Origin of the sequence: Asprobacillus argus (assembly GCF_032248395.1) — a bacterium.
GTDB lineage: Bacteria > Bacteroidota > Bacteroidia > Flavobacteriales > Flavobacteriaceae > Polaribacter > Polaribacter argus.
In genome coordinates this window covers 133735-156183 of sequence record NZ_JAVTTO010000005.1, presented here as the reverse complement: position 1 = coordinate 156183, position 22449 = coordinate 133735, and the positions used below count along the sequence as shown (strand labels likewise).

22 protein-coding genes are annotated in these 22449 nt (G+C 35.2%); 16 read left to right on the top strand and 6 right to left on the bottom strand.

Annotation, left to right across the window (positions count from 1 at the left end; genetic code table 11):
• Nucleotide 1: 1 nt before the first annotated feature.
• Complete coding sequence (locus RQM59_RS13350) at nt 2–688, bottom strand: Crp/Fnr family transcriptional regulator (protein WP_349242620.1); 687 nt, start codon at nt 686–688, stop codon at nt 2–4.
• A gap of 108 nt (nt 689–796) precedes the next feature.
• Between RQM59_RS13350 and RQM59_RS13345 the strand changes: the two genes are divergently transcribed.
• The 11 genes from RQM59_RS13345 to RQM59_RS13295 all read left to right on the top strand — a co-directional run bounded on the left by RQM59_RS13345 (nt 797) and on the right by RQM59_RS13295 (nt 12031).
• Nucleotides 797–3184 (top strand): heavy metal translocating P-type ATPase, encoded by a 2388-nt coding sequence (locus tag RQM59_RS13345; protein WP_349242619.1) that lies wholly within the window; start codon nt 797–799, stop codon nt 3182–3184.
• A complete protein-coding gene (gene deoC / locus RQM59_RS13340; protein WP_349242618.1) occupies nt 3171–3836 on the top strand; it encodes a deoxyribose-phosphate aldolase in 666 nt (221 codons plus the stop codon). The genes RQM59_RS13345 and deoC overlap by 14 nt, the downstream gene beginning before the upstream one ends.
• Before the next feature lies 1 nt (nt 3837).
• Nucleotides 3838–4536 carry a purine-nucleoside phosphorylase gene (gene deoD, locus RQM59_RS13335; RefSeq protein ID WP_349242617.1) on the top strand — a complete coding sequence of 233 codons (699 nt, stop codon included), beginning with the start codon at nt 3838–3840 and terminating at the stop codon, nt 4534–4536.
• Between the two features lie 3 nt (nt 4537–4539).
• Complete coding sequence (gene hemN, locus RQM59_RS13330) at nt 4540–5901, top strand: oxygen-independent coproporphyrinogen III oxidase (RefSeq protein ID WP_349242616.1); 1362 nt, start codon at nt 4540–4542, stop codon at nt 5899–5901.
• Nucleotides 5902–5987: 86 nt separating this feature from the next.
• Nucleotides 5988–6149 carry a cbb3-type cytochrome oxidase assembly protein CcoS gene (ccoS, locus tag RQM59_RS13325; protein ID WP_349242615.1) on the top strand — a complete coding sequence of 54 codons (162 nt, stop codon included), beginning with the start codon at nt 5988–5990 and terminating at the stop codon, nt 6147–6149.
• A 28-nt stretch (nt 6150–6177) separates the two neighbouring features.
• Entirely contained in the window at nt 6178–8382 is a 2205-nt protein-coding gene (gene ccoN, locus RQM59_RS13320; RefSeq protein ID WP_349242614.1) for a cytochrome-c oxidase, cbb3-type subunit I, read from the top strand.
• 1 nt (nt 8383) lies between these two features.
• Nucleotides 8384–8566 (top strand): CcoQ/FixQ family Cbb3-type cytochrome c oxidase assembly chaperone, encoded by a 183-nt coding sequence (locus RQM59_RS13315; RefSeq protein WP_349242613.1) that lies wholly within the window; start codon nt 8384–8386, stop codon nt 8564–8566.
• Nucleotide 8567: 1 nt separating this feature from the next.
• A complete protein-coding gene (locus tag RQM59_RS13310; protein ID WP_349242612.1) occupies nt 8568–9425 on the top strand; it encodes a cbb3-type cytochrome c oxidase N-terminal domain-containing protein in 858 nt (285 codons plus the stop codon).
• A gap of 27 nt (nt 9426–9452) precedes the next feature.
• Nucleotides 9453–10874, top strand: coding sequence for a cytochrome c oxidase accessory protein CcoG (ccoG, locus tag RQM59_RS13305; RefSeq protein WP_349242611.1), 1422 nt, complete (start codon nt 9453–9455; stop codon nt 10872–10874).
• A gap of 11 nt (nt 10875–10885) precedes the next feature.
• Nucleotides 10886–11332 (top strand): FixH family protein, encoded by a 447-nt coding sequence (locus tag RQM59_RS13300; protein ID WP_349242610.1) that lies wholly within the window; start codon nt 10886–10888, stop codon nt 11330–11332.
• The gene (locus RQM59_RS13295; protein ID WP_349242609.1) at nt 11333–12031 is read left to right on the top strand and encodes a sulfite exporter TauE/SafE family protein; all 699 of its coding nucleotides are present in this window, start codon (nt 11333–11335) and stop codon (nt 12029–12031) included. It begins immediately after the preceding gene.
• Here RQM59_RS13295 and RQM59_RS13290 read toward each other — a convergent pair.
• The 5 genes from RQM59_RS13290 to RQM59_RS13270 form a co-directional block, all read right to left on the bottom strand.
• A complete protein-coding gene (locus RQM59_RS13290) occupies nt 12028–12948 on the bottom strand; it encodes a bile acid:sodium symporter family protein (RefSeq protein WP_349242608.1) in 921 nt (306 codons plus the stop codon). The two genes, RQM59_RS13295 and RQM59_RS13290, sit on opposite strands and share 4 nt — an antisense overlap.
• A complete protein-coding gene (locus RQM59_RS13285; protein ID WP_349242607.1) occupies nt 12932–13528 on the bottom strand; it encodes a DUF4159 domain-containing protein in 597 nt (198 codons plus the stop codon). Before RQM59_RS13285 ends, RQM59_RS13290 begins: the two co-directional genes overlap by 17 nt.
• 101 nt (nt 13529–13629) lie before the next feature.
• Nucleotides 13630–14337, bottom strand: a complete 708-nt coding sequence (locus RQM59_RS13280; protein ID WP_349242606.1) for a 16S rRNA (uracil(1498)-N(3))-methyltransferase — start codon at nt 14335–14337, stop codon at nt 13630–13632.
• Nucleotides 14337–15455 carry a GTP cyclohydrolase gene (locus RQM59_RS13275; protein ID WP_349242605.1) on the bottom strand — a complete coding sequence of 373 codons (1119 nt, stop codon included), beginning with the start codon at nt 15453–15455 and terminating at the stop codon, nt 14337–14339. The genes RQM59_RS13280 and RQM59_RS13275 overlap by 1 nt, the downstream gene beginning before the upstream one ends.
• A gap of 18 nt (nt 15456–15473) precedes the next feature.
• Nucleotides 15474–16610: a transporter gene (locus RQM59_RS13270; protein WP_349242604.1), complete on the bottom strand. Its 1137-nt coding sequence runs from the start codon at nt 16608–16610 to the stop codon at nt 15474–15476.
• Between the two features lie 157 nt (nt 16611–16767).
• On the opposite strand from RQM59_RS13270, the gene RQM59_RS13265 reads away from it, so the two are divergent.
• From RQM59_RS13265 to RQM59_RS13245, 5 genes are read left to right on the top strand one after another with little or no spacing between them, the layout of a single operon-like run.
• Nucleotides 16768–17043: a DUF4834 family protein gene (locus RQM59_RS13265; protein ID WP_349242603.1), complete on the top strand. Its 276-nt coding sequence runs from the start codon at nt 16768–16770 to the stop codon at nt 17041–17043.
• A 1-nt stretch (nt 17044) separates the two neighbouring features.
• Nucleotides 17045–19462, top strand: coding sequence for a YfhO family protein (locus tag RQM59_RS13260; RefSeq protein ID WP_349242602.1), 2418 nt, complete (start codon nt 17045–17047; stop codon nt 19460–19462).
• A gap of 2 nt (nt 19463–19464) precedes the next feature.
• Nucleotides 19465–19986 carry a class I SAM-dependent methyltransferase gene (locus tag RQM59_RS13255; RefSeq protein WP_349242601.1) on the top strand — a complete coding sequence of 174 codons (522 nt, stop codon included), beginning with the start codon at nt 19465–19467 and terminating at the stop codon, nt 19984–19986.
• Between the two features lie 6 nt (nt 19987–19992).
• Nucleotides 19993–21183 (top strand): glycosyltransferase family 4 protein, encoded by a 1191-nt coding sequence (locus RQM59_RS13250; RefSeq protein ID WP_349242600.1) that lies wholly within the window; start codon nt 19993–19995, stop codon nt 21181–21183.
• Entirely contained in the window at nt 21180–22448 is a 1269-nt protein-coding gene (locus RQM59_RS13245; RefSeq protein ID WP_349242599.1) for a glycosyltransferase, read from the top strand. The genes RQM59_RS13250 and RQM59_RS13245 overlap by 4 nt, the downstream gene beginning before the upstream one ends.
• The last annotated feature ends 1 nt before the right edge of the window (nt 22449 follow it).

The following is a 22449-nucleotide window of genomic DNA, read 5'->3' as shown; positions in this document are numbered from 1 at the left end:
ATTAAAAACCTTCTGAAAGGTTCTTTAATTTTACAATATCTAAAATAAAGATCTCTTTTCCTTTTAAATCAATAAGTTTTTCTTTTTTAAAACCAGATAATAATCGAATGGCAGATTCTGTTGCTGTACCTATAATATTCGCAAGGTCTTCTCGGGAAAGCTGTATATCTAAAGCGCCATTTTCCTTTGTGTCAAAGTTCTTGTTTAAATGTAGTAAGGTTTCTGCTAAACGTTGTTTAACTGTCTTCTGAGCCATATCTACCACAACATTATCTGATTGCTTTAGGGCAGCAGCCAGATCGTTAAGAATACTCATAGTGAAATTAGAATTTTGCCTTAGATCTTTCATGATTTCTTCCTTAGGGATAAAGCAAACTTCCATATCGTTTAAAGCAACCGCTTTTAGATTAGAAGTCTCATTAGAAATTAAACTTCTCTCTCCAATAAGATCTCCTTTTTTGATCAATTTAATAATCTGATCCTTGCCATTAGCACTCATTTTAGAGACTTTGCATACACCATCACGGATACAAAAAACACCATTAATATGCTCTCCTTCGTCAAAAAGGACATCACCTCTTTTAATTAGGGTAGAAGTTTTACACTCTGAAATACGAATTAACTCGTCTTTTGAAAGCTCTTTTAACGAGTTTAATTGACGAACAATACATTGATCACATTTGCTCATATATGAGGTGTTAGTGGACTATTTCAAAGATACATAAAAGATGATAATTATCATCTTTTAAATCTATTTTGTATCCGAAATTTGTACCAGGCAAAGAGTAAATATTTAATGGAAAATAAATTATGTTTTCATTGCGGAGATACTTGTGATAAGAATCCCATTTTAGTAGATCAAAAACCATTCTGTTGTAATGGGTGTAAAACGGTATATCAGATCTTCACAGAAAACGACTTATCGTGCTATTACGATTTACAGAATAACCCAGGTGCTATTCCGGACGAAATGATAGGGAAATTCGACTATCTTGATAATAAGGATGTCGTAGAAAAACTATTAGAATTTGATGATGGAGGTATTCAAGTAGTAAATTTATATATTCCGCATATACACTGTAGTTCCTGTATATGGGTTCTAGAGAATCTATATAAACTTCAAAAATCTGTAACAAGCTCGCAGGTAAACTTTCCCAAGAAAACGGTACGAATTACATTTAATTCCAACGAATTATCCTTAAAGGAATTGGTGCTATTGCTTAATAGTATTGGATACGAACCATACATTAGTTTAGAAGACTATGATGCTGGTAAAAAACAAATAGACAGAAGCCTTTATTATAAGTTAGGAATAGCGGGATTTGCTTTTGGAAATGTAATGTTCTTATCTTTTCCTGAGTATTTTGAAGTGTCTGAATATTGGTTGGACAAATATAAGTTCATTTTTAGATGGCTAATGCTCATCTTTTCATTACCCGTCGTTTTTTATGCTGCGGATAGCTATTTTATTTCGGCTTATAAGGGGATTAAATCTAAGATACTTAATATTGATGTTCCGATTGCTTTAGGTATTCTAGTACTTTTCTTACGTAGTGTTGTAGAAGTCGTATTGGATTTGGGAACAGGTTTTTTTGATAGCTTAACTGGGCTTGTTTTCTTTTTATTACTAGGGAAGTTTTTTCAACAGAGAACATACAGCTACCTATCTTTTGAGAGAGATTATAAATCGTACTTCCCAATTGCAGTAACCAGAATTACAAATGGAAAAGAAGAAAATGTACAGATTTACGATATAAAAAAGGGAGACAGACTTTTGATTAGAAATCAAGAGTTAATACCTGTTGATGGAATATTGATCAATGGCAATGGACAAATAGATTACAGTTTTGTGACCGGAGAATCAAAACCTGTGAGTAAAAGATCAGGGGATAAAATATTTGCAGGAGGAAAACAGTTACGTACCACAATTGAAATGGAAGTGCTAACCACGGTTTCTCAAAGTTATTTAACACAATTATGGAGTAACGATGTTTTTAGAAAGGATAAAGAATCTTCTTTTAAAACCTTGACAGATCGAATTAGCAAACACTTCACCGCATTTGTGCTGAGTATAGCTACCATATCAACAGTATTCTGGCTATTCAAGGATTATAATTTAGCTTTAAATGTGTTTACATCGGTACTGATTATCGCCTGCCCTTGTGCTATTGCATTGGCCGCGCCGTTTACTTTAGGAAATATGTTGCGAATTTTTGGAAGGCAGAAGTTTTATCTGAAGAATGCTCATGTGATTGAACGTTTGGCGGCTGTAGATACCGCAATTTTTGATAAAACGGGAACGATTACTACCAATACAAAGAGTACGATTATATATGAGGGTGCATTGTTAGATCAAGAAGAACGTGCGAAGGTTAAAAGTGTTATGAGACAATCGAATCATCCGTTGAGTAGAGCATTAGATGCGTATTTGAGTACTGAAAAAAGTCAGGAAATAGATGAGTTTGAGGAAGTCGTTGGTAAGGGCATCCAAGGTGTTGTTGATGGGGAAAAAATAAAAATTGGTTCTTCTAGTTTCGTTATAGGTAGAAAGCAATTCAATCCGTTACGTACAGAGGTTCACATAAGTATCAATGAAAAATATAAAGGAGTTTATAGTATTAAGAACAGCTATAGGACCTCTGTAGCAAAGCTATTTTCAAATTTGAGTACTAGTTATAAACTATCGGTGTTATCAGGAGATAACGAAAGTGAAAAGGAAACATTAAAGCAGCTTGTTCCAGAGTCAACGACACTAATTTTCAATCAGAAGCCAAACGACAAGCTAAACTATATCAAAGAATTACAAGAAGGTAACAAATCAGTATTAATGGTAGGAGATGGGTTGAACGATGCCGGAGCACTTGCACAAAGTGATGTGGGAATTTCATTGTCAGAAAACATCAATGTGTTTTCTCCAGCTTCTGATGCCATCTTAGATGCTCGAAGTTTTTCTCTGATTCCAAAGTTTCTAGAACTGTCAAATCGCTCTATTCAAATCATTAAACAGTGTTTTTTATTATCACTGTGCTACAATAGTATAGGATTGTACTTTGCAGTAACCGGACAATTAGAGCCTGTTATTGCAGCTATATTAATGCCTTTAAGTTCTATTAGTGTTGTTATCTTTACGACTATTGTAACCAATATTGAAGGAAAAAAAATAAAAAACAATGATGATCAATAAATATATAGACCATACTTTATTAAAGCCTGCAGCAACGCAAGAAGAGATTTCAAAGTTGTGTAATGAAGCCATCAAGTATAAATTTTATGCCGTTTGCGTGAACGGTAGTTATGTGAAGTTTGCAAAAGAAAAGCTAAAAGACTCAAATGTTAAAATAGCGGCAGTTATTGGATTTCCTTTGGGAGCAATGACTACAGAAGCCAAAGTTTTTGGAGCCAAGAACTGTATCGAACATGGAGCGGATGAAATTGATATGGTCATCAATATAGGCTATCTAAAAGGGAAAGAGTACGCATATGTCGAAAAGGAAATTTTTGAGATAAAGCAGGCTATTGGAGAAAAGATCTTAAAAGTGATTTTTGAAAATGCAGCGTTGTCAAAAGATGAAATTAAGTTGGTTTCGAAACTATCAGAGAATGCTGGCGCAGATTACATAAAAACATCAACAGGCTTTGGAGATGGTGGAGCCACTTTTGAAGATGTAAAATTGATGCGAGAATCTGTTGGAGATCATGTAAAAATAAAAGCAGCTGGAGGTATTAGAGATGTAGACACAGCAAAAAAATATATCGAAATGGGAGTTGAAAGGTTAGGAACTTCTTCTGGAGTATTGTTAGTTACTACAGGGCTTTCAGATAAAAATTCATATTAAGATGAGTATACATATTGGAGCAAAGAAAGGGGAAATAGCAGAAACCGTATTACTGCCGGGAGATCCGCTTAGAGCAAAATGGATTGCAGACACATTTCTGGATAATGTTTTCTGTTACAATGAGGTTCGAGGAATGTTAGGATATACGGGAACATATCAAGGAAAGCGTGTTTCTGTTCAGGGAACGGGAATGGGTATTCCATCTGCATTGATATATGCGAATGAACTGATCACACAGTTTGGGGTTCAGAATTTAATTAGAGTAGGTTCGGCTGGATCTTACCAAGAAGATGTCAAAATTAGAGATATTGTATTAGCAATGGCAGGGTCAACCACATCGGGAATAAACATGCAACGCTTTCATGGTGCAAGCTATGCGCCAACCGCTAGTTTTGGACTTTTTAAAAGCGCTATGAAAGAGGCAGATAAAAGAAATATCTCCATTAAAGCAGGAAATGTACTAAGTTCAGATGAGTTCTACACAGATAACTTTAATGATTATAAGCACTGGGCGGAATTTGGAGTTTTGTGTGTAGAAATGGAAACAGCAGGAATCTATACAGCGGCGGCTAAGCATAATGTAAATGCACTTTCCATACTCACCATCTCTGATAGCTTAGTAACGGGAGAAAAAACCACAGCGGCAGAACGCGAAAGTACTTTTACGGATATGGTTTATTTAGCCTTGGGAACATTATAAGATATGAAGTCATTGATTCAGAAATACAATATACCCGGACCAAGATATACTAGTTACCCCACAGTACCGTTTTGGGAAGATCAAACATTCAGCAAAAAGAAATGGGTTGCCACTTTTAAAAAATCCTTTGAAGAGAGTAATCAGAAAGAGGGGATCAGCTTATATATACATTTACCCTTTTGTGAAAGTTTATGTACGTTTTGCGCGTGTCATAAACACATTACAAAGAGGCATGAAGTAGAAGAGGAGTATATCGAAACGTTGTTAAAAGAATGGATGTTGTATACAAATCTAATGGAGGAGAAACCTATTATTAAAGAAATTCATTTAGGAGGAGGTACTCCGACGTTTTTTTCCAAAGAAAATTTAAAAAACTTGATGCAAGAGCTGATAGGCAGAGCTATTGAACATCCTAACAAAGAATATAGTTTTGAAGGGCATCCTAACAATACAACAAGAGAACATTTAGAGACTTTATATAAATTGGGTTTTACAAGAGTAAGTTTTGGTGTTCAGGATTATGATGAGAACGTTCAAAAAGCGATTCACAGGCGACAGCCCTATGAAAATGTTCAGAACGTTACGGAATGGGCAAGAGAAATTGGATATTCATCAATCAGTCATGATCTGATTTTTGGATTACCTTTTCAAACGAAGAAAAATATTATAGATACCATTCAAAAAACAAAGGAGTTAAAACCAGATAGAATTTCTTTTTATAGCTATGCACATGTGCCCTGGGTAAAGGGTGTTGGTCAAAGAGGATTTAATGAGCAAGATCTTCCAAAAGATGAAGAGAAAAGGGAGTTATACGAAATAGGGAAAAAAATGTTCTTTGAGTTAGGGTATCACGAAATAGGCATGGATCATTTTGCATTGAAAACGGATAGTTTGTATAAGGCGAACCGAGAGAAAACACTACATAGAAATTTTATGGGGTACTCGTCGAATAAAACGCAACTGATGATTGGTCTTGGTATGTCGGCTATCTCAGACTCTTGGTATGGATTTGCTCAAAATGTAAAGACAGTTAAAGAATATAAGCAGCTTGTAGATTTGGGTGAAATTCCAGTGTTTAGAGGACATATACTCACCGATGAAGATCTTGTCATTAGGAAACATATATTAAATATAATGTGTAGTTTTTGTACTTCATGGGAACGTGAACATGAACGAATTCCAGCTATAGAAGAGAGCCTTTCTTTATTGCAAGAAATGGAAAAGGACGGTCTTATTACAATTGAAAAAGAACGATTAATCTTATATGAAGAAGCTAGGCCATTTGTGAGGAACGTCTGTATGGCGTTTGACAAACGACTTCAAAAAAGCAAACCAAAAACGCAGCTTTTTTCAATGACCATTTAATGGTCATTTTTTTTGGAAACATGATAAATATCATTTTTTAAGGAATGCTCTAGAGGTAATTTTACATAGAAATTATCAGGCAAGATATGAGCGTTATTTACTTACTACTTTCTTTAAGTATTCTGGTAGCTATTATTTTTTTTATAGCATTTATCATTTCGGTAAAAAGAGGACAATACGATGACTCGTATACTCCTTCTGTTCGCATGTTGTTTGATGATGAGATTGTGAAAGAAGAAAACAATTAACCATTAACAGATACAAAATAATTTAATTATGGAGATGCAACAATTTTATTACGACAACAAGATCGTAAAAAAATTCATTTACGCAACGCTACTATGGGGTATCGTTGGTTTTAGTGTTGGTTTACTATTGGCTTTCATGTTTTTATTCCCCAATGTTACTGACGGGATTTCATGGTTAAGTTTTGGTAGATTAAGACCACTACATACCAATGCAGTGATATTTGCCTTTGTAGGAAACGCTATTTTCGCTGGGGTATATTACTCCTTGCAGCGATTGCTAAAAACAAGAATGGCTAGCAATTTTTTAAGCAATTTCAATTTCTGGGGATGGCAGTTGATCATTGTAGCAGCGGCGATTACGTTGCCGTTAGGATACACTACATCCAAAGAGTATGCTGAGCTTGAATGGCCGATAGATATTGCCATTGCCTTAGTATGGGTTGCTTTTGGAGTAAACATGATCTGGACCATACTAAGAAGAAGACAAAGACACTTGTATGTGGCAGTTTGGTTTTACCTAGCAACTTTTGTAACCGTAGCTGTATTGCATATCTTCAATAGTTTAGAACTACCTGTTGGAGTGTTAAAAAGCTATTCTGTATATGCTGGTGTACAAGATGCTCTGGTGCAATGGTGGTATGGGCATAATGCAGTAGCATTTTTCTTAACGACACCTTTCTTAGGATTGATGTATTATTTTGTTCCTAAGGCAGCCAACAGACCCGTATATTCTTATAAGTTATCCATTGTGCACTTTTGGTCTTTGATATTTATTTATATCTGGGCAGGACCACATCACCTTTTGTATACATCCCTACCTGGATGGGCGCAGAGTTTAGGAGTTGCCTTTTCTGTTATGCTAATAGCACCTTCCTGGGGAGGTATGATCAACGGATTATTAACATTAAGAGGTGCTTGGGATAAAGTGAGAACAGACCCTGTGTTGAAATTTATGGTGGTGGCTATTACCGGTTACGGTATGGCAACTTTTGAAGGCCCTATGCTTTCGTTAAAGAATGTGAATGCAATTGCCCACTTTAGCGATTGGATTATTGCGCACGTACACGTTGGAGCGTTGGCATGGAACGGGTTTTTCACTTTTGGAATGCTGTATTGGTTGATTCCTAGAATGTTTAAAACAAAATTATATTCAACCAAATTGGCAAATATCCATTTTTGGACAGGAACTTTAGGTATCGTAATGTATGCATTACCGATGTACATCGCAGGATTTGTACAAGCATCTATGTGGAAACAATTTGGCCCGGACGGAACATTGACGTACGGAAATTTCTTAGAAACCGTGAATGAGATCGTACCAATGTATTGGATGAGAGCTATTGGAGGAAGTTTATTTATCCTTGGTGCAATCATCATGCTCTACAATGTGGTTAAAACTGTAAAATCAGGAGTTGACGTTACAGACGAGTTAGCGGAAGCACCTGCTTTAAAACGAGTTTCTAAATACAGACAAAAAGGAGAAAAGTACCATACTTGGTTAGAAAGAAAACCTGTTAAATTGACTATTTATGCAACAGTAGCGATTTTAATCGGAGGGATTATACAAATTGTTCCTACACTATTGGTAAAATCTAATATTCCGACGATTACAAGTGTACAACCGTATACTCCATTAGAGCTAGAGGGTAGAGATTTGTATATCAGAGAGGGTTGTGTAGGTTGTCATTCACAAATGATACGTCCTTTTAGAAGTGAGGTAGAGCGATATGGTGAATACTCTAAAGCTGGGGAATTTGTATACGATCATCCATTCTTATGGGGTAGTAAACGTACGGGCCCCGATCTTCACAGAATAGGAGAAAAGTATTCAGATAACTGGCACTTTAATCATATGTATGACCCACAAAGTACATCGTCAGGATCCATTATGCCTGCGTATAAATGGTTGATACGAAATAAGCTTGATAAGAGCAGTACAGAAGCTAAAATGAGGGCAATGGTAACTCTGGGAGTTCCTTATACAGATGAAGAAATAGCGAATGCGCAGCAAAGTATGACAGATCAAGGAAATAAGATTGAACAGAATTTATATTCAGATCCAGATTTCGCAACATCATACGAAGCAGATAAAAAGTATGCCCAAGACAATGGAGAAGATTTTGTGAATATGAGAGACAGGGAAATAGTTGCACTGATTGCATACCTACAGCGATTAGGGACTGATATTAAACTGAAGGATAGTAAAGAATTAGTAACCCAAAATCAGAAATAAGATGCTAAAGTTTATAAAAAATCACATGGAAAGTATCACTGGAATAGAAATATACCCGCTGATCTCGTTGCTCATATTCTTTACTTTTTTTGTCATCCTATTTTGGTGGGTGTTTACAGCAAAAAAAGAGTACATACAAAAGGTAAGTAATTTACCATTAGAAGATAATATTAAATCATTATAACATGAAAAAGTATATACAATCATTTGGATACATCGGATTTGTAGTGATCACATTTATAGGTCTTACAAAAGCCTTTACAACCTATGAAGATCCTTTCGATATTTATGAAAACCCGCTTGTTTGGTTGGCATTAATTGGCTTTGTGTTGGTTGTGGTGATGAAAGAAATGGTGAATTTGATCGCTCAAAAGAAAGCGGATGAATTACAACGTGAAAAGGACGGTATTGAACCTGAACCAAGTAATGCATGGTGGAAGAAACTGATGGAAAAATGGACAAAATCTAAGGCCATTGAAGAGGAAGATGAAATTGTATTGGATCATAATTATGATGGTATTCGAGAATTGGACAATACACTACCGCCGTGGTGGGTATATATGTTTTATGCTACAATTCTGTTTGCGGCAATATACTTGGTGAAATACGAGATCATGGGGGGAGATGACCAAGAAACAGAATATAGAAAAGAGGTGGCTGCTGCTGAATTAGAGCTTAAGAAGTATAAAGAAACGACTCCAGATGCATTTGATATTACTAAAATAGAAGCTCGTACAGATCAAGGTTCCTTAAAAAGAGGTAATGCTGTATTTAGACTCAATTGTGCTAGTTGTCATGCTGCCGATGGAGGTGGAGGTATTGGCCCTAACCTGACTGATAAGAATTGGATTTTAGGTGGAGGTATTCAAAATGTGTTTAAAACTATATCGGACGGAGGAAGGCCAGGAAAAGGAATGATAGCTTGGAAGAAAACCTTAAAACCCCAAGATATTGAAAAAGTAGCAAGTTATATACTGTCCTTACAAGGAACATCACCTGCAAAACCAAAGAAGGCAGAAGGTGATATTTGGGAGGAGAATTAAAAGAACAGTAAGTTTTAATAGTTAGTAATGGAAACACCTGAGAACGAAAGTTTTAGAGATAGTATAGGGACTATAACTCAAGATGGAAAACGGTCTTGGGTGTATCCAAAAAAACCAAAAGGAAGGTTTTATGATTATCGAAAATGGTTAAGTTATTTTTTACTTGCATTTTTATTATCAGCTCCTTTTATTAAGATCAATGGAAATCAATTCCTGCTCTTTAATGTGTTGGAAAGACGTTTCAATATGTTTGGTTTCCCATTCTGGCCACAAGACTTTCACTTGTTTGTGATCTCTATGATCATCGGTGTAGTTTTTATTACCCTATTTACCGTGGTATTCGGACGCATATTTTGTGGATGGTTTTGTCCTCAAACGATCTTTTTAGAAATGGTATTCAGAAGAATTGAGTATTGGATAGAAGGAGATAGAGGGAAACAGATTAGACTAGACAAGCAAAAATGGAATGCAGATAAAATAAAAAAGCGATTACTAAAGTGGACCTTGTTCTTTATTATCTCATTTATCATTGCCAACGTTTTTCTTGCTTATTTGATCGGAGGAGATACAGTATTGAGTTACATTCAAGGATCTCCTTTTGATAACTTAAATACGTTGATCTCGCTAACCATTTTTACAGCAGTCTTCTATTTTGTATTTGCATGGTTTAGAGAACAGGTGTGTATTATAGCGTGTCCATATGGAAGACTACAAGGGGTGTTGTTGGACAATCAATCTGTGGTAGTTGCGTACGATTATAAGAGAGGAGAAAAGGAACAAGGAAGAGCAAAATTTAAAAAGAACGAGGATAGGCCAGCTTCTGGAAAAGGGGATTGTATAGATTGTAAATTATGCGTTAATGTCTGTCCAACGGGTATTGATATTCGGAACGGAACGCAGTTAGAATGTGTAAACTGTACCGCTTGTATAGACGAATGCGATCATATGATGGAGAATGTGGGATTACCTAAAGGATTGATTCGATATGCAAGTATTGACAACATAGAAAAAAAGACCCCTTTCAAGTTTACAGCCAGAATGAAAGGGTACGCAGCGGTATTATTAATTCTTATGGGAGTGCTCACTGGAATGCTATTCTTACGAAATGATGTAGAAGCAACTATATTACGATTACCAGGGCAGTTATATGAACATAAGGAAAATAATATAATTAGCAATGTGTATACCTATAAGGTGATTAATAAAACAACAGAAGAGATTGAAAATGTGCGTTATAAATTGCTTTCACATAAAGGGACGATTCTTTTAGTAAGCGACACTAGATTTGAAATCCCAAAACAAGGTTTTGCAGAGGGTACATTGTTTATTGAGATTAACCAGTCGGCATTAAAGAAAGATAAAGTTCGATTAAAAATAGGTGTGTATAGTAACGATAAACTTATTGAAACAACAATTACTAATTTTTTAGGACCTAGATCCTACAGATAAAAATAGAAAAAATGAAGATAAATTGGGGAACAGGTATTGTTATTACCATCGTGTTATTTATAGGATTCATCATGTATTTTGTGATTACAATGAGTACAGATGATAGTTATAGTCATGATTTAGTAACTGAAAAATACTATCAAAAAGAATTAGTCTATCAAGAGAAAATAGATGCCTCAGAAAATGCAGCGGATTTAAAAGAAGTATTAAAAATAGAACGAACAACAAAAGGCTTGGTTATAGAGTTTCCATCCGAGCTGGAACCAACCAAGGTTAAAGGAAAAGTGTTCCTATATAGACCATCTAATAAACAATTGGATTTTGAAATTTCGATTTCACTTCTCAATAAATATTTGCTCGTGCCTGACAAAAGTTTATTGGGTGGTCGCTGGAACATAACTGTAGAATGTGAATATTCAGGAAAGAAATATTTGTTTAAAGAAGAGATCGTATACTAGATGTTAGTGTCAGGGTTCATATTAGGGTTGTTTGGAAGCTTACACTGCGTAGGTATGTGTGGGCCTATTGCCTTTATGCTGCCTGTAGATAGAAAGAACAAATGGATACAATTGTGGCAGATAATAAGTTATCATGTAGGTAGATTGATCTCTTATGGACTATTGGGAATGCTGTTCGGGTTACTAGGAAAGAGTTTTTACTTTTTTGGGTTTCAACAGCAGCTATCTATTGTTGTGGGAGCCATTATGATCCTGTCTATATTGGTGCCTTCTGTATTTAAAAAATTTTCGATCACCAAACCTATTTTCGCATTTACACATAAGGTGCAGAATAGATTGGGGCAAGAATTGAAAAAGAAGAGAAATAATACTTTTTTAACCATTGGTTTTTTAAATGGATTACTGCCTTGTGGGTTAGTCTATATGGCAATTTTCGGAGCGTTGACGATGTCTACAGTAACTCAGGGGGTATTTTATATGGCCCTTTTTGGTGCAGGAACCATTCCGTTAATGACATCGGTTGTTTACATGGCGAAATTCACAAATAGAATTCAGAGAAAAAAGATAAGAAAACTAATTCCAGTAGTTGTGGTATGTATGGGGGTCCTATTTGTCTTGAGAGGGCTAGGATTAGGAATTCCTTATGTTTCTCCCGAACCCGTTTTAGATTTAGTAAATACTACGATGCAGTGTCATTAATCTTTGTCCCTGCGACTCCAATAGAGAGCCAGAGTCATTCCAGAGAAGATATCCCAGACTCCCCAAAATGCAGCTAACAATGCCATACCGCCTAATCCACCAAAGAATCCAAAGATCAATAGGAGTCCCAAACCGCCATTCTGAATGCCGGTTTCCATGGAGATTGTTTTAACATCTTTTTTTTCTAATCCGAAAGCTTTCGCAATATAAAATCCTATAAGGAATGCAAAAATGTTGTGAAAGATTACTAAGAACAGCACATGGTGTATATGCTCTGTAAAGATGTCTACGTTTTCAGAAAACGCAATGGCTATTAACACAATAAATACCAACATAGAAAAAGGCTTTAGGATCTTTTCAATCTTACGCGCCATGACATCTTTGTAATGCCTGAGTAACATGCCCAAAATTAATGGGATCCCTAAGATCAAAGAAACCAGTTTAAATAGCTCAAAAGGGTCTAATTCTACCGTTTTTAGAATGGCATCTGTTGGTTCATATAAACTGCCCCAAAACTGTAAGTTGAAGGGAGTCATAACAATACAGATAAGTGTAGCAAAAGCTGTAAGGCTAACAGATAAGGCAGCATTGCCTTTACCCAATTTACTAAAGAAATTGGAAACATTTCCGCCAGGACAGGCAGCGATCATCATCATTCCCAATGCAAAACTAGGATGAGGTTTTATCACTAATATGGCTAAAAATGTAAGAAAAGGAAGCATGAAGAACTGAGAGAAAATACCTACAAGCAAGATCTTTGGTTTCTTGATCAATCTTCTAAAATCATCTAAGGTAATACCCAATGCAACACCAAACATAATAACAGCTAGGGCTATATTTAGTATCCAAAGTGAATCGGTACTGAAATTAATTCTAATAGCATCAATGTCGATCGGGGAATCAGTTTTTAAAAGCATATTCTATAATGTTTGCACCCATTTTTAATGCTTTTTCACGAATTTCTTTAGGATTATTATGTACAGATGAATCTTCCCATCCATCACTTAGGTCGGATTCATAATCATAAAAACAAATCAATCGTCCTTCATAAAAAAGTCCAAAGCCTTGTGGAACCTTTTTATCATGCTCATGAATTTTAGGAAGTCCATTTTTGAAGGTAAATGTTTGATTATAAATCGGGTGGTCTGCGGGAATCTCTTGCAATTGTAATGTTGGAAATACTTTTTTCAATTCTTTTCTAACAAACTTATCTAAACCATAGTTATCAGAAATATGCAAAAACCCTCCAGATATTAAATAGTTCCTAAGGTTTTTAGCTTCATCATCTGAAAAATAGACATTCCCATGACCGGTCATAAAAACAATTGGGTAGCTAAAAATGTCAATATCTCCTACAGCCACGGTCTTAGGATCCTTGCTGATTTTTGTATGACAGTTCTCGTTGGTGAATTGTATTAAGTTAGGAACAGCTGTTGGGTTTGAATACCAATCACCACCTCCATTATATTTTAAAATAGCAACATCTTGAGCTACCATTTTAGTATGTGTCGAAATCAAAAAAAGGGAAAACAGTAAGAAAAAGAGAGGACTCTTAGAATTCATTTGCTATAATTTAAAGCAATATAAGAATTCTTATTTTATTGATTAATAAAGGCAATATTTTGAACTGCAACAATACCTGCTGTTTCGGTTCGCAATCTAGTCTCCCCCAGACTAATTGGAATATAACCTTTCTCTAATGCTGTAGTAATTTCTTTAGAAGAAAAATCACCTTCTGGACCGATCAATATAGTGACATTTTGCTTTGAACCGATCAGATCTTTGATTCCCTTCTTCTCTCCATCCTCGCAATGAGCGATATATGTACTTCCTTTAAGTTTCTGCATCATAAAATCGGAAAGGAGCATAGGGTCGTTTAGTTTCGGTAATTGAAATTGAAGCGACTGTTTCATGGCTGATTGCAGTATTTTTTGAAAACGTTCTATTTTTACCACCCTTCTTTCAGAATTGTCACAAATAATTGGAGTAATCTCATCAATGCCTATTTCCGTGGCCTTCTCTAGAAACCATTCCATCCGATCGTTGTTTTTTGTGGGTGCAATGGCAACATGAAGTACGTAATCTCTATGGGGAGGCATTTCTTTGGAAGCAATTATAGAGGCAACACATTTTTTATCACTTGCAATGATTATTTGACATGTAAATAGATGGCCCTTGCCATTGGTAATGTGTAATGTGTCTCCTTCTTTTTTACGAAGCACTTTTACAACATGTTTGCTCTCAATTTTGTCAAATACGAATTGAGAGACGGTAGCGTCGATATTAGGATTATAAAATAATTGCATTAGATATTAAGTCGATAAGTTCTTCTTCTTTTATGTGTTACCGGGTCGAAACTTTTCCATAATTGATGAATAGCAGTATTTTCTTCTAATTCAGGTGTTCTAACTATTGTTTCTACGCCAATTTTATTAAAAGCATTTGCAAATTCACTAAATATAATACCTGTTACTCCTTTGTTTTGGTATTGTGGATCAACACCAATTAAATATGACGTGACAACTTTTGGGTTCTTTCTTGCCTTTAACAAATGGAAAATTCCAAATGGAAATAACTTACCCTTTGCTTTTTGTAGCGCTAGCGAGAAAGAAGGCATCATAATACCGAAAGCTACTAACTTATTATCTGCATCAATAACAAACTTGATGAACTCAGGATTTATAAAACTGATGTATTTATTTTTAAAGTAGGCTATTTGGCTATCCGAAATCGGCACATATGAAGATAGTGTCGCATACGTTTTGTTGAATAGGTCAAACATTTCATCGACATATGGAAGAATGTCTTTTGTCTTTGTAAAACTTAGAGCAGTTAAATGAAATCTTCTACAGATTAATTTTGAGATTCGCTCATAATAAGCTGCATCTACATTAGTTAATTGAAATTTATTTTCTAAATATTCTTTCTCCTTTACAAACCCTAGTTGCTCTAAATGCTCTTTATAATAAGGATGTGTATACCAGGTAATCATGGTTCCAATATGATCAAAACCGTCAATTAATACTCCAACTTTATCCAAATTAGAAAAGCCAACTGGGCCTTCCATATATTCAAGATTATTTTCTTTTCCAATTTCTTTAACCTTAGCTAATAGCACTTTTGTTACATCAATATCATCGATAACATCAAACCAACCAAAGCGCATTTTCTTAATCTTCTGCTCATTTACCTCGTAACGATTAATAATGGCCGCAATACGACCCACAATTTTTCCTTCCCTAAGAGCCACATAAAAATACGCGTCAGCATTTTCGAAAGCAGGATTTACTTTTTTGTCAAAAGTTTCTAATTCATCTTTAATAATTGGAGGAACCCAGTATTTACTATTCTTATAAATAGAAAAAGGAAACGTAACGAACTGTTTCATTTCCTTTTTTGTATGACATTCTTGTAATGTAATCATAAGGTAAAAATAATCATTTTACTCATTATTATCTTCTTCTTTAGAGTCATCTTTCTTTTTCTTAACAGGTTTTACTTTTGTTTTCTTTTTTCGAACCCTTCTTGGTTTTTTTCGAGTCTCATTTTCACCTTTTTTTCCTGTCGTTTTATTAGATTTGTCTTTCTTCTTAAAGATGCCAGTAACCTTACCAAACATTCTTCCAAAGAACCCTTTTCTGTTCTTCTTAGCGTATCTAGTTTCTTTACCTTCAGGTAATTCGTCAGTATTTCCATCGGAAATTAACTTGTCCTTATGCCTATCCAGACGGTAAGAGATCCCGAAAGAACCATAAAAACCAGTAGCTTTTCCTTCGGTAATTAATCTAAGTGAGCTATTAAATTGTAAATCTTTGCTATATAAAAAAGCCAATCCAGTTCCCACATTTCCTTTAGATACAAATTTGTTACTTGCTCCTTGGTTTTCAAAAAAGGTAGACCATCTGTCACTTAAGCTAATGGTAGCCGTTATGATATAAGAAAGTTCAGAAAAATCTGTACCGATCTTATCATAAAACACGTTTGTGATTAGATTAAAACTCTCGGAGAAATCGTTCTGAAGAAGTATCCCAGCTTTAGGAGAAAACTGACCTATTTTATACCCTTCACTTAGCATATCAGGATTTACTCCGGCATAAACTGCTACAGAAGGAATAGCTCTTTTCCAATCAAAAGCATTACGCTTTTTCCAGCTTCGAATTTCTTTACTTTTATCTTTATACTCTTGCTGATAGACTAAATACTTTGCACCAACCGTAAACTCGCTAAACCCTGATTCAAAATAATGAGAGGTGAAAATATTTTTAAAAGCAACTTTATCCCGTTGATAACTACCAGTAAGGTTTAGTTCTAATCGCTCAAAAAAGAAGCTAGTCCTAAAAGCAAAATTAACACCAAATGACTGAGGCCTAGAAAAAGTTGGTTCTATCGATGTATTTCTAAAAAAGAAATTTGACTCAAATTGGTATACTCCTGTGCCAACACTATAGGGACTTTCCGAAAAACCAGGCCTATTAGAATTGATGACTTCAGTATATTGCGCATGCATGGTATCTATAAATCCAATACTGCATAGAAAGATTATCAGCGCAATTTGTTTTGTAGAAAATAGAAGTTTCAAAGAAAAAAATGGTTTAGAGTGTTTTACAAACATAGCTGAAATTAACGATTCATCAAATCCTAGCAAATACTTTTTTAATTGTTTTAAAGTTTTTGTATTATGTTAACGCTACAATTATGGTCAAATTGTTATTTTTGATTCTAATTTAGAAATACAAATGCAACAGGCGGAATTAATGGGTTTTTTAAGAACGATACTTATCATATTATTTATTTACTACTTGCTTAAATTTTTGGCAAGAATATTTGCTCCTATACTTTTAAAGAAAGCGGTAAATAATATGCAGCAAAAGGCGCAACAACAATATAACAGTCAACATCAACATACTGCAAAAGCAAAAGAAGGAGAAACGGTTATCGATAGAAAGCCCAATTCTCAGAAACAAAGTGATTCGTCCGTGGGCGAGTATGTCGATTTTGAAGAATTAGACTAACATGAATTTTAAAAAAGGAGCACCTTATTTAATTGCTTTTGCAATTTTTACTACTATTTCCTTAATTTATTTTTATCCCGTCTTAAAAGGGGATAAGATATCTCAGTCAGATATTACTCAGTTTACGGGTATGGCGAAAGAAATACAGGATTTTAGAGCCGAGAATGGAACAGAGCCTTATTGGACGGGAAGTGCTTTTAGCGGCATGCCCGCTTTTCAGTTAAGCGCGTATTACCCGAATGATTTTGTGCGGTATTTGGATAAAGCAATACGCTTTTTACCGAGACCAGCTGATTACTTGTTCTTGTACTTTTTAGGATTCTTCCTCTTATTACAAGCATTAAACACGCATTGGAAACTGTCCATATTGGGAGCATTGGCCTTTGGCTTTTCTACCTATTTGATTATTATTTTTGGAGCTGGGCATAATGCAAAGGCACATGCTATTGGGTACATGCCTATGGTAATTGCAGGAGTTATCTGGTTGTTTAAGCGGAAATACTTGCTTGGTTTCGTGGTTACAGGTTTGGCAACCGCCTTAGAAATATATGCCAACCATCCTCAGATGACATATTACATGGCATTTACTATCCTCATTTTAGGAATTATTGAGCTTATTGAGGCGATTAAGAAAAAAGAAGTGCCTGTATTTGCAAAGCAAGCTGGATTAATTATCCTTGCCATGGTGTTAGGACTAGGTGTTAATTCTACTAGATTACTATCAATGAAGCAATATGCTGATTATAGTACACGAGGTAAATCTGAATTAACTATTAACACAGACGGAACAGAAAAAACAGCAAGAAGTGGTTTAGATAGAAGCTATATTACTGAGTATAGTTATGGAAAGGCAGAAACTTTTAATTTATTGGTCCCTCGATATATGGGGGGAGGAACTGTTGAAAAGTTAGGAAAAAACTCAAATACTTACGAAACCGTAAGATCATTGGCAGGGCCAAAACAAGCTGATGGATTTGTAGAGCAGGTATTAACCTATTGGGGAAAGCAACCCATTATTGAAGCCCCCGCCTATATTGGAGCAATCCTTGTTTTTCTATTCTTTTTGGGAATCTTTTTGGTAAAAGGAAAGTATAAGTATTGGTTGGTAGCTGCAACTATCTTTTCAATATTAATGAGTTGGGGAAAGAATTTTGAATTTCTAACAAACCTATTTATAGATTATGTACCACTTTACAATAAGTTTAGGGCTGTATCTTCCATTCAGGTAATTGCAGAATTATGTGTGCCGTTACTTGGTATTTTAGCTCTGAAAGAATTGTTTACTGATAAAATTTCATCTGAAGAAAAGATACAGGCTCTTAAAAAATCGCTATATATAGTCGTTGGGTTGATTGTAATAGCTTTTGCATATGCCCATTTGTTTACATCTTTTGAAGGTATTAGAGATGCAAGTTATAAGAGTTATCCTGGTGTAATCGATGCAGTTATTGCAGATCGAAAATCTGTACTACTGATGGATAGTTTGAAATCCGTATTGTTTATTGGATTGTCATTCGGATTACTTTGGATGTTTGTTAAGAACAAATTGAATCAAACAAAAGCGATTCTTGGATTAGGAATATTAATTTTATTTGATCTGGTTTCGGTAGCTAAAAGATATGTGAACAAAGATGATTTTAAACCAGCTCGAAAAATTGAAAGACCATTTGTAGCGTCTCCAGCAGATCTACAAATATTAAAAGATAAAAGCCACTATCGTGTTGCGAACTTTACCACGAGTCCGTTACAGGATGGTAGAACGTCATATTTTCACAAATCTATTGGAGGGTATCATGCGGCGAAACTTGGGCGATATCAAGAATTATTTGATTTTCAAATGGCTAAGAATAATTTGGAAGCATTTAATATGTTGAATGTGAAATACTTTATTGTACCAGATAATTCAGGTAGAGAGCAAGCTCAGGTAAATCCAGATGCAAATGGAAATGTGTGGTTTGTTAATGAGCTTAAAATTGCAAATTCTGCCAATGAAGAGATCCAGGCTTTGGATAGCTTGCAAACGAAATACGCGGCCGTTATTACTGCGAGTGATTATGGGAAGGTTACTACCGACTTTGATGCAAATATTCAAAAAGATTCTACGGCCACGATTAGCTTGACCAAATACGGGTTAACAGACTTAGAATATGAGTCGAATACAGAAAAAGAACAATTTGCAGTGTTCTCCGAAATCTATTATAAAGATGGTTGGAATGCGTATATAGATGGAAACTTGGCACCTCATTATAGAGTTAACTATGTTCTTAGAGGTATGGTTATACCCAAAGGAAAGCATGTCTTAACCTTTAAATTTGAACCTTCCGTAATTTCTAGAGGAAATACAATTACTTTGATTTCTTACGGATTGCTATTGCTCGTGCCTGTTGGGTGGTTTTTTATGGGTAAAAGAAAAGAATAATCATGGCGACAAAGACGCATCAAAGAAGGTATTCCAAAACACTAGAATTTTTACAAAAAGTGGTTCCGGCTCCGGCTACAATTCTTGACTTGGGAACGCGCAATGCGTTTACGGAAATCATGGAACAACATGGTTATACTGTTTTTAATACAAGCGGCGAAGATTTGGACGTATTACCAGAAATAGTTAAAGAATACAAAGTGGATGCGGTAACAGCATTTGAGATATTTGAACATTTAATTGCTCCTTTTAATGTGTTACGTGAATTTAGTAGTGCGAAACTAGTAGCGACCATACCACTTAGATTATGGTTTGCTACGGCTTATAGAAGTAAAACAGATGAATGGGATCGACATTATCATGAATTTGAAGATTGGCAATTTGATTGGTTACTAGAAAAATCAGGTTGGAAGATTAAGGAAACAACTAAATGGACAAGTCCTATCAATACTATTGGATTTAGACCTATCCTAAGAACATTCACGCCTAGATATTATGCTGTATATGCAGAACGTAAAAAATAGAAATTTGTGAGAATCGGAATGATTTTGGACTCAGATTTTCCTCCCGATCCTAGGGTGGAAAATGAAGCCATAGCTTTAATTAAAGCAGGACATGAGATATTCCTATTTTGTTTGACTTATGGAAATCAACCGTTAGAAGAGGAGATCAATGGTATAAAAGTTAGACGATTTCTTTCTAATAAATGGGAGTATAAACTATCCGCTTTAGCGTATACATTTCCTTTTTATTCATCTATAATGAAGAAAAAAATTGGACGTTTCATAGCAAAGAATAAAGTCCAGGCGATTCATATACATGACATAAGAATTGCACAAGCCGTAATGTGGGCCAATAAAAAGTATAAACTACCTGCCATATTAGATTTGCATGATAATATGCCAGAGGTAATGAAGTTATATCCTCACCTTCAAAAGTTCCCAGGTAAGTATTTAATATCACCTAAAAAATGGAAACAGAAAGAGGAGCAATTTATTGCTAAAGTTGATCATGTGGTAACCGTGTCTCAAGAGTTTGTGGATGAGGTTGTGAAGCGAACGCAGATAAGTAATGAAAAAATAAGTCTGGTTCCGAATACGATCAGGAAATCTTTTTATGAAGACGCTATTATTGAGGAAAATATCATAAAACGCTATAAAAGTAACTTTGTGATTCTTTATTTGGGAGATACTCATGTACGCAGAGGGTTACAAACTGCGATAGAGAGCATAGATACTATTCGAACAGAAATTCCTAATGTTAAATTGGTAATTGTAGGGAAGAACACCACCGATCCTATTTTGAGGCAACAGGTAAAGGAATTGCAACTTGAAAGCTTTGTAGATTTTGAAGGGTGGCAGGATGTTTCCCTTTTTCCTTCATATATTGAGGCTAGCGATGTATGCATTTCACCTTTGCACAGAAATATACAACATGATGTGGCCTATGCCAATAAACTGTTTCAATATATGAGTTTTGGAAAACCAGTATTGGTTAGTGATGCCATTGCTCAAAAGAAACTCATTTCCAGAATTAATGGAGGACTGGTGCACAAAGAAAAAGACGCTAAAGATTTTTCAGACAAGATCATGGAGCTTTACAATAGCGAAGAGCTGAGGAAGCAATTTGGAGAAAATGGAGAAAGATTTGTAAAAAATGAATTTTCTTGGGAGCATACCTCAAAAGAACTTCTTACTTTGTACAACAATTTATCTCGTTGAAAGTATTAATTATTACATATTATTGGCCTCCGGCTGGAGGATCTGGCGTACAACGCTGGTTGAAATTCGTAAAGTATCTTCGCGATTTTGATATAGAACCAGTCATTTATACGGTAGATAACCCAGCATATGTTATTGAGGATGCAAGCTTACTTGCGGATATACCTGAAGGAGTTGAAGTCATTAGACAGCCTATTTTTGAACCAAATTCAATACTATCTTTTTTTGGTAAAAAGAATAAAAAGCAGAGTGGTGGTTTCTTAAACCCAAACCCTAGTGCCATTGGAAAATTATTGCAATATATACGAGCAAATTATTTTATACCTGATGCACGGAAGTACTGGATAAGACCATCCGTAAAATATTTAGAACAGTATGTAAGAGAGAATGATATTGATGCTGTAATAAGTACGGGCCCACCTCATAGTATGCATCTAATAGCTATGCAACTTAAAGAACGAACAGGGATGACATGGATTTCTGATTTTAGGGACCCGTGGACAGAAATAGATTATTTCCATCAATTACCTTTGAGCAAAAGATCAAAGCTAAAACATATAGAGTTGGAAGAGCAAGTAGTATCAAAATCTGATGTTGTAATTGTAGTTGGCGAAACCATGAAAAAGAATTTTGAAAAATATAATGATGAAATTCATGTAGTTACAAACGGATATGATTCGAAAGTTTCCGAATTAAATGAAGAGTTAGATATGTCTTTTACCATTACACATATTGGAATGATGAATGCAGACAGGAATCCTACTATTTTATGGTCTGTCCTTAAAGAGATATGTGATGAGAATGCTGACTTCAAAAAAGACCTTAAAGTACAACTCATTGGAAAGGTGGCGACGGAAGTCGAAAAAGATTTAGCTAGTTTGAATGAAAAGAATATTGCCCTTATTGAATATTTGGATCATCAGGACGCAAGGTTATATCAGCAAAGATCTCAATTGCTGTTGCTTGCTATTAACAACGTGCCCAGCGCCAAAGGAATTATTACTGGAAAAATATTTGAGTACTTGCAAGCGAGACGCCCCATTTTAGGTATAGGGCCTATTCATGGTGATGCTGCTAACATTGTAAACGAGACTACATCTGGAATTATGGTTGATTTTGATGATGCCGCCGGACTAAAAGGAACTATATTGGAATATTATGACAAATTTAAAAAAGGAGATTTAACGGTCAGTAGCTCAAATATTGAAAAGTATCATAGAAAAGAATTGACCAGAGAATTATCCGTAATTTTAATTCAAGACTAGA